Source organism: Streptomyces africanus, assembly GCF_002150735.1.
In the GTDB taxonomy this organism is placed as follows: domain Bacteria; phylum Actinomycetota; class Actinomycetes; order Streptomycetales; family Streptomycetaceae; genus Streptomyces; species Streptomyces africanus.
Genome location: NZ_MUKA01000129.1, coordinates 1 through 7,774 on the forward strand (window position 1 = coordinate 1; position 7,774 = coordinate 7,774).

7 protein-coding genes (1 of these 7 cut by a window edge) are annotated in these 7,774 nt (G+C 73.9%); 1 reads left to right on the top strand and 6 read right to left on the bottom strand.

The genetic code is table 11. The annotated features are described in order from the left end of the window. Nucleotides 1-496 precede the first annotated feature (496 nt). Complete coding sequence (locus tag CCL05_RS18215) at nucleotides 497-1,546, bottom strand: LacI family DNA-binding transcriptional regulator (protein ID WP_425275923.1); 1,050 nt, start codon at nucleotides 1,544-1,546, stop codon at nucleotides 497-499. An 82-nt stretch (nucleotides 1,547-1,628) separates the two neighbouring features. After that, nucleotides 1,629-2,297 (bottom strand): TetR/AcrR family transcriptional regulator, encoded by a 669-nt coding sequence (locus CCL05_RS18220; RefSeq protein WP_086561560.1) that lies wholly within the window; start codon nucleotides 2,295-2,297, stop codon nucleotides 1,629-1,631. A gap of 130 nt (nucleotides 2,298-2,427) precedes the next feature. Between CCL05_RS18220 and CCL05_RS18225 the strand changes: the two genes are divergently transcribed. Beyond that, entirely contained in the window at nucleotides 2,428-2,991 is a 564-nt protein-coding gene (locus tag CCL05_RS18225) for an NAD(P)H-dependent oxidoreductase (RefSeq protein ID WP_086561561.1), read from the top strand. Nucleotides 2,992-3,123: 132 nt separating this feature from the next. On the opposite strand, the gene CCL05_RS18230 is transcribed toward CCL05_RS18225, so the two are convergent. The 4 genes in view from CCL05_RS18230 to CCL05_RS18245 are tightly spaced (each overlapping or abutting the next) and all read right to left on the bottom strand, a layout consistent with a single transcriptional unit that may run on beyond the window. Next, on the bottom strand, nucleotides 3,124-4,260 hold the full coding sequence (locus CCL05_RS18230; RefSeq protein WP_086561562.1) for an XdhC family protein: 1,137 nt from the start codon (nucleotides 4,258-4,260) through the stop codon (nucleotides 3,124-3,126). Beyond that, nucleotides 4,253-6,367 carry a xanthine dehydrogenase family protein molybdopterin-binding subunit gene (locus CCL05_RS18235; RefSeq protein WP_086561563.1) on the bottom strand — a complete coding sequence of 705 codons (2,115 nt, stop codon included), beginning with the start codon at nucleotides 6,365-6,367 and terminating at the stop codon, nucleotides 4,253-4,255. Before CCL05_RS18235 ends, CCL05_RS18230 begins: the two co-directional genes overlap by 8 nt. Further along, a complete protein-coding gene (locus CCL05_RS18240) occupies nucleotides 6,364-7,356 on the bottom strand; it encodes an FAD binding domain-containing protein (protein WP_086561564.1) in 993 nt (330 codons plus the stop codon). The genes CCL05_RS18235 and CCL05_RS18240 overlap by 4 nt, the downstream gene beginning before the upstream one ends. Continuing rightward, nucleotides 7,353-7,774, bottom strand: the 3' portion of a protein-coding gene (locus tag CCL05_RS18245) for a 2Fe-2S iron-sulfur cluster-binding protein (RefSeq protein WP_244204315.1). The gene runs 40 nt beyond the window's last position; only the last 422 of its 462 coding nucleotides appear in the window; the start codon falls outside the window, past its right edge; the stop codon is at nucleotides 7,353-7,355. Before CCL05_RS18245 ends, CCL05_RS18240 begins: the two co-directional genes overlap by 4 nt.

A 7,774-nucleotide genomic window follows, 5' to 3' on the forward strand; every position in this document is an offset into this window, starting at 1 on the left:
CAGCGTGGTGCGGTCCGAGGCCCGTGCGGTCTGGACCGGGGGACGCGCGGTGCGAGCCGAGGCCCGTGCGGTCTGGGCCGGGGGACGCGCGGTGCGAGCCGGGGGCCGCGCGGTCCGGATCGCGGGCCCCGGTCCGGATCGGTCGCCGCGCGAACCGACCGGCGATCCCGAGTCGCTGCCGAGCGGTGGCTGCGCGAACCCGACCGGTCGCCGCACGAACCGGACCCCTGCCGCGCGATCCCGAGCGCTGACCGGGGAATCCCCGACCGTGACCGCGGGATCTCCGAGCAACTGCCGCGCGCACCCGACCGGCTGCCAAGCGAAGCCGAGTGGTGGCCACGCGAACGAAACCGCCGCCACCCCAACCCGACCGGCTACCCGCGAACCCGAGCAGTGGCCATCCGAACCCGACCGGCCACCCGCGAACCCGAGCAGTGGCCATGCGAACCCGACCGGCTGCCGTGTGAAGCCGACGAGCCGCACCCGGCAGGGTCGGCTAGCTCGACTCGCGGTGCAGTACCGTCGCGCCGAGCACCTTGTGCGTCTCCGGCTCGGTACCGGGCTTGCGTACGGCGCGGTCGACCAGTTCGGCGAGTTCCCGGCCGGAGGGCAGTTCCAGGCGGACCGTGCTGAGCCGCGGCCGCAGCAGCCGGCCGAGCATCAGGTCGTCGGCGCCGATCACGGCCGTCTCCTCGGGGATGCGGATGCCCTCGTCCTGCAGGGCCCGCATGAGCAGCATCGCGTACTCGTCGTTGTAGGTGAACACCGCGTCCAGGCCGAGGCCCCGCCAGCGGGCGGCGAGGCGGGCGGCGGCCTCCTCGTCGTAGGCGAGGGGCAGTTCGGTCACGGTGGCGTCGGTGCCCCGCAGGGACGCGCGCACACCGGCGAGCCGGGGCGTGGAGAACGCCTCCAGGCCGGGTTCCTGCGGGACGACGACGCCGATACGGCGCCTGCCCCGGTCGTAGAGGTGAGAGCCCGCGCTGTGGCCGACCACGTCGTGGTCCATGAGCAGGGCGTGCGCGCCCTCGATGGTCTCGGGGCCGAGGGTGACCACGGCCCGCGCCCCCGAGCGCTTGAGCACCGCCACCCCGCGCGGGCCGAGCCCGGAACCGGGCATGAGCACCGCCACGGGCCGCAGTTCGGCCCAGGCGCGGGCGGCTTCGTCGCCGTGCGGGCCGCCGGTGCCGTACTGCACCACCGTGTAGTCCAGGCTGCCGAGCGCACCCTGGAGGTCGGCGAGGAACCGGCTGTAGAGCGGGCCGACGGGGAAGGTCGGCGCGGGGATCAGGACCATACGGCTGTGCCCGGCGCGCAGGCTGCGGGCCGCCGCGTGCGGGACGTACCCGAGTTCCTTCGCGGCCTCGTGGACCCGGCGGCGGGTGGGCTCGCTGATCCGTACGGCGCTGGTGTTGTTGAGGACGTAGGAGACGGTCGCGCGCGAGACGCCGGCCAGGCGGGCCACATCGGCGCTCGTGGGCACGGAGCGCAGCGGTGCGGGCGACGGGGGCGCGGGCGTTTTGGGTATCTGCACCATGACGTACGGCATCTTGGCAGAAGCCCCAATACGCCTGTCGGGCGGGGGAGTTGCGAGGAAGCCGTGAGCGGTCACGGGAGCCACGGGCGGGCGCTCAGCCGCCCGTGGCCGTGCCCGTCACCCGGTCGACGAGGTCGGCCCAGGCGTCCTCCAGGCGGGCCATGGGTATCCCGCACTGCCTGGTCAGGTGGTGGATCAGCGCCGGGTCGAGCTGGCCCATCAGCGTGTGGGAGAGCAGTTCGCAGTCCGCTTCCGGAACGGCCTGGCGCAGCAGCATGGCCACGTGGTGGCGCAGCACCCGGCGGGGCGGGGCGGTGAAGCGGCGGCTGGCGCCCGGCTCGGCCGCCAGCTGCAGCTCCAGTTCGTCGGCCGAGCGGCGCAGCATCGCGTGGCCGAACGCGCGCAGCCGCTCCACGGGCGGCGCTCCGGGGCCGAGCGGCGGCGGCCCGGCGAGGAAGGCGGCCTGGAACTTCTTCTCGGAGTGGTCGAGCAGCGCCGTCAGCAGGCCGGTGCGGTCGCCGAACCGGCGGAAGACCGTGCCCTTGCCCACGCGGGCCTCGGCGGCCACCGCCTCCATCGTGACGGCGTCCGCGCCGCGCTCCGCCACCAGCCGCGCGGCGGCCTCCAGCAGCCGGGCCCGGTTGCGCGCGGCGTCGGCTCGCAGGCACGGCTCGTCGGGCTCCAGGGCGGTGCCCAGCTGGAGCAGCTCAGGATGGCCGACGGACTCCTGGGGCGTCGGGAAGGGGGGTGGGACGGTGGCCATGAAGCCAGCGTAAAGCATCGGGAACAAAACTGGACCGCGGTCCGGTTAGGATGCTAGAACAATAAACGGACCCTGGTCCGGATCGTAACGGCAGTGTTTCGGAGCCGTCCTTCACTACGTGGGAGTCAGCATGTCTGTTCGTATCCTCGCCCTCGTCGGCAGCCTTCGCGCAGGTTCGCACAACCGCCAGCTCGCCGAGGCCGCCGTCAAGCTCGCCCCCGAGGGTGCGGAGGTGGAGCTGTTCGAGGGGCTGGCGGAGATCCCCTTCTACAACGAGGACATCGACGTCGAGGGCAACGTACCGGCTGCCGCCGCGAAGCTGCGTGAGGCCGCCAACGCCGCCGACGCCCTGATCCTGTTCACGCCCGAGTACAACGGCACCATCCCGGCCGTCCTGAAGAACGCCATCGACTGGCTGTCCCGCCCGTACGGTGCCGGCGCCCTCAACGGCAAGCCGGTGGCCGTGGTCGGCACCGCGTTCGGTCAGTACGGCGGTGTCTGGGCGCACGACGAGACCCGCAAGTCCGTGGGCGTGGCCGGCGGCAAGGTGCTGGAGGACGTCAAGCTGTCCATCCCCGGCTCGATGACCCGCTTCGCCGAGACGCACCCGGCCGACGACGCCGAGGTCGCCGCGCAGCTGACCGAGGTCATCGCCCGTCTGCACGGCCACGCCTCGGAGCCGGCCGCTGCCTGACCCGCTCGCGCGCGGTGCCATGGAGGGGCCGCGGCCGTCACCGGCCGCGGCCCCTTCGGCATGTCGTCGGCTCCGCAGTGTCCTCGGCTCCGCATCTCGTCGGCTCCGGCGTGCCGTCGGCGAGGGCACCGCTCAGACCGCTTGCGGCAGCGGCCCGGACGCCCGCTCGTCCCGGTGGATCGGGGTCTCCGCGCCGGTGAGCGGCCGTCCCGTGCCGCCGTGCCGCGCGGCGACGATCTCGGCCGCGATGGACAGCGCGGTCTCCTCGGGCGTACGGGCGCCCAGGTCGAGGCCGATGGGTGACCTGAGCCGGGCCAGCTCCCGCTCGCCGACGCCTGCCTCCCGTAGCCGCCGGTTGCGGTCCTGGTGGGTGCGGCGGGAGCCCATGGCGCCGACGTAGGCGACGGGCAGCCGCAGGGCCTCGGTCAGCAGGGGGATGTCGAACTTGGCGTCGTGGGTGAGCACGCACAGCACCGTCCGCGCGTCCGTGTCCGTGCTCGCCAGGTAGCGGTGGGGCCAGTCGACGACGATCTCGTCGGCCTCGGGGAAGCGGGTCCTGGTCGCGAAGACGGGGCGGGCGTCGCAGACCGTCACGTGGTAGCCGAGGAACTTGCCCGCGCGTACGAGGGCGGCAGCGAAGTCGATCGCACCGAAGACGATCATGCGGGGCGGTGGGACGGCCGACTCGACGAGCAGGGTGAGACCGCCCGGGCAGTGCGAGCCGTCCTCGGACACCTCGACCGTGCCGGTGCGGCCGGCCTCCAGCAGGGCGCGGGCCTCGGCGATCGCCGTGCGGTCCAGCTCGGTGTGGCCGCCGAGGCCGCCTGCGTGGGTGCCGTCGGGGCGTACGAGCACCGCCCGGCCGAGGAGGCCGGCCGGGCCGTGGACCACTCGGGCGAGAGCGACCGGCTCGCCCTGGGCGGCGGCCGACAGTGCGGCGGTCTGGGCCGCACCATCGGCGTCGTAGGGGGTGACCATGATGTCGATGACCCCACCGCAGGTCAGCCCGACCGCGAAGGCGTCCTCGTCGCTGTAGCCGAACCGCTCGATACGGGTCTCCCTGTCCTGGAGGGCCTGGAGGCACAGGTCGTACACCGCGCCCTCCACACAGCCGCCGGAGACCGAGCCGATGGCCGTACCGTCGGCACAGACGGCCAGGGCGGCGCCGGGAGGGCGCGGGGCGCTGCCGCCGACCGCCACGACGGTGGCGACGGCGAAGTCCCGGCCCTCCTCGGCCCATTCGTGCAGATGCCGGGCGAGGTCAAGCATCGCCGTCCGCCATCAGCACACGGTCGGGGCGGATGGGCAGGTGGCGGTGGCGGACGCCGGTCGCGTGCCACACGGCGTTGACGACCGCCGCGGCGGCGCCCACGATGCCGATCTCGCCGATGCCCTTGATGCCCACCGGGTCGTCCGGGTCGGGATCGTCGACCCAGTCGGCCTCGATGTGCGGGATGTCGGCGTGCGCGGCGACGTGGTAGCCCGCGAGGTCGGCGCCGTAGACACCGCCCGTGGCCCGGTCCCGGACGGCTTCCTCGTGCAGGGCCATCGAGATGCCCCAGATCATGCCGCCGACGAGCTGGTTGCGGGCGGTGAGCGGGTTGACGATCCGGCCGGCCGCGAAGATGCCCAGCATGCGGCGCACCCGGACCTCACCGGTGGCCGGGTCGACGGCGACCTCGGCGAACTGCGCCCCGAAGGAGTGCCGTTCCTTCTGGGCGAGGGCGCCGATGGCCTCGGCCGTGTTCGACCGTACGGTGATGCCCTCGGGCGGAATGTCGGCGCCCGGCGCGAGGCTCTGCCGCAGTTCCTCGGCGGCGGTCGTGACGGCCCACGCCCAGGAGCGGGTGCCCATCGAACCGCCGGCGATCATGGCCGGACCGAGGTCGCTGTCCCCGAGGCGCACCCGGACGCGGTCCGTCGGCACGCCCAGCGCGTCGGCGGCGACGAGGGTGAGCGCGGTCCGGGCGCCGGTGCCGATGTCCGCGGCGTTGACCCCCACCGTGAAGGTGCCGTCCGCCTCCGCGGTGACGGCCGCCGTGGAGGGCATGGCTCCCGAGGGGAAGGAGGCCGCCGCGGTGCCCGTGCCGAGCAGCCAGCGGCCGTCGCGGCGCACGCCGGGCCGCGGGTCCCGGTCGGCCCAGCCGAACCTGCGGGCGCCTTCCCGGAAGCAGGCGATCAGGTTGCGGCTGCTGAACGGCAGCCCCGACACCGGGCCGCGCTCGGGCTCGTTGCGCACGCGCAGCTCGATCGGGTCGATGCCGCACTGCTCCGCGAGCTCGTCCAGCGCCGACTCCAGCGCGAACGAGCCGGGCGCCTCCCCCGGGGCCCGCATCCAGGTCGGGGTGGGTACGTCGAGCCGCACGATCCGGCTGGCCGTGTGATGCGCGTCGGCGCCGTACATCGACCGGGAGGCCGCGGCGCTCGGCTCCACGAACTCGTGCACGGACGAGGTCATGTTCAGCGACTGGTGCTCCAGGGCGCGCAACCGCCCGTCCGCGTCGGCGCCGAGCCTGACCCGCTGGGCCGTGGGGCTGCGGTAGCCGGCGAGCGAGAACATCTGCCGGCGGGTCATGACGACCCGGACCGGGCGTTGCAGGACGGTCGCGGCCATCACGGCGGCCACCTGGTGCGCGCGGACGCCCTTGCTGCCGAAGCCGCCGCCGACGTGCTCGGAGCGCACCCGCACGGAGGCGGGGTCGAGGGAGAACAGGTTCGCGAGCTCGCCGGCGACCCAGATCGTGCCCTGGTTGGAGTCGACGACCTCCAGCCGGCCGCCCTCCCACAGGGCCGTCGCGGCGTGCGGCTCCATCGGGTTGTGGTACTCCTCCGGAGTGGTGTACTCCGCGTCCACCACGACGGCGGAGGAGCCCAGTTGGGCGTCCAGGTCGCCCTTCTCCACCACGGCCGGCGCATGGCTGTCGACCGGATACGCCTCGGTCTGGCGCTCGGCGGAGAACGCGACGTCGTGCGGCTCGTCGTCGTACGTCACGACGAGGGCCTCGGCGGCCTCCCTGGCCTGCTCGGACGTCTCGGCGACGACCAGCGCCACCGGCCAGCCCATGTGGGCCACCCGGTCGTGCTGGAAGAGGGCGACCGTCGGGTCAGGCCGGGCACCCAGCAGGCCGACGTAGTCGCTGTCGACGCGCGGGGCGTTGTGGTGGTGGAGCACGGTGAGGACACCGGGCATGGCGAGGACGGGTTCGGTGTCCACGGCGCGGATGCGGCCGCGGGCGACGGTGGACAGGACCAGCCAGCCGTGGGCGAGTTCGGCGAAGGGAATCTCGGCGGCGTAGCGGGCGGCGCCGGTGACTTTGTCGCGGCCTTCGACCCGGGTGTGGGAGGTGCCGACGGAGCCTCGGGTGGCGGTGGTCATCGGGTGGCCTCCTCGGCGAGTTCACTGAGCACGGCCACGACGAGGTTGCGCATCAGGGTCACCTTGTATCCGTTGTGGGGCAGCGGTTTCGCATCGGCCAGTTCGGCGTCCGCGGCGGCCGCGAAGTTCTCGGCGTCGGCTCGGGCCCCGATCAGGGCGCGTTCGGCCGCGCGGGCCCGCCAGGGGCGGGAGGCGACCGCTCCGAAGGCCAGGCGTACGTCCTGTACGAGACCGTCCTGGACGTCGAGGGCGGCGGCGATGGAGCCGATGGCGAAGGCGTACGAGGCACGCTCGCGCACCTTGCGGTAGCGGGAGCGGGCCGCGACCGGGGCGGGCGGCAGGGTGACGGCGGTGATCAGCGCGCCCGGCGGCAGGGCCGTCTCCAGATGCGGGGTCTCCCCCACGGGCAGGTAGAAGTCGGCGAGCGGCAACTCCCCCGGCCCGTCGGCCGTTTCGTAGGACACGACGGCGTCGAAGGCGGCGAGCGCCACGCCCATGTCGGAGGGGTGCGTGGCCACGCAGTGGCCGGAGGCGCCCAGGATGGCGTGATTGTGGTGCTCACCGGTGAGGGCGGGGCAGCCGCTGCCGGGGTTGCGCTTGTTGCAGGCGGAGGTGACGTCGGCGAAGTAGCCGCAGCGGGTGCGCTGGAGCAGGTTCCCGCCGACGGTGGCCATGTTGCGCAGCTGCCCGGAGGCCCCGGCCAGCACCGCCTGCGCCAACGCCGGGTAGCGGCGCCGGACTTCGGAGTGCGCGGCGAGGTCGCTGTTGGTGACCGTGGCACCGATGCGCAGTCCGCCGTCGCCGGTCGGCTCGATGCGGTCCAGGGGCAGTTCGCGGACGTCGACGAGCAGGGCGGGCCGCTCGACGCCGGTCTTCATCAGGTCGACGAGGTTGGTGCCGCCGCCCAGGAAACGGGCTTCCCCGTCGCCTTCGAGGAGCGCCACGGCGCCGGAGACGTCGTAGGCGCGCTGGTAGCCGAACTCCCTCATGCCGCCGCCCCCTTGGCCTCGGCGGCGCGGGCCACGGCCTGGACGATCGACACGTACGCGCCGCAACGGCACAGGTTGCCGCTCATCCGTTCCCGGATCTCCTCCGGCGTCAGCGGTGGCGGTCCCGCGTCGGGGCGTATGTCGTCGGTGGCGGCGCTGGGCCAGCCCGCCGCGTGCTCCTCGATCACCGCGATGGCCGAGCAGATCTGGCCCGGCGTGCAGTAACCGCACTGGTAACCGTCGAGGTCGAGGAACGCCTGCTGCACCGGGTGCAGTTGATCGCCGTCGGCCACGCCCTCGATGGTGGTGATCTCACGCCCCTCGGCCGCCACCGCGAGCTGCAGACAGGACACGGACCGGCGGCCGTCGACCAGGACCGTGCAGGCACCGCACTGGCCCTGGTCGCAGCCCTTCTTGG

What these genes read in the sequence shown, in the direction of transcription:
- CCL05_RS18215 (WP_425275923.1), bottom strand. Translation starts at nt 1,546, where the DNA reads ATGCCGTACGTCATGGTGCAGATACCCAAAACGCCCGCGCCCCCGTCG.
- CCL05_RS18220 (WP_086561560.1), bottom strand. Translation starts at nt 2,297, where the DNA reads ATGGCCACCGTCCCACCCCCCTTCCCGACGCCCCAGGAGTCCGTCGGC.
- CCL05_RS18225 (WP_086561561.1), top strand. Translation starts at nt 2,428, where the DNA reads ATGTCTGTTCGTATCCTCGCCCTCGTCGGCAGCCTTCGCGCAGGTTCG.
- CCL05_RS18230 (WP_086561562.1), bottom strand. Translation starts at nt 4,260, where the DNA reads ATGCTTGACCTCGCCCGGCATCTGCACGAATGGGCCGAGGAGGGCCGG.
- CCL05_RS18235 (WP_086561563.1), bottom strand. Translation starts at nt 6,367, where the DNA reads ATGACCACCGCCACCCGAGGCTCCGTCGGCACCTCCCACACCCGGGTC.
- CCL05_RS18240 (WP_086561564.1), bottom strand. Translation starts at nt 7,356, where the DNA reads ATGAGGGAGTTCGGCTACCAGCGCGCCTACGACGTCTCCGGCGCCGTG.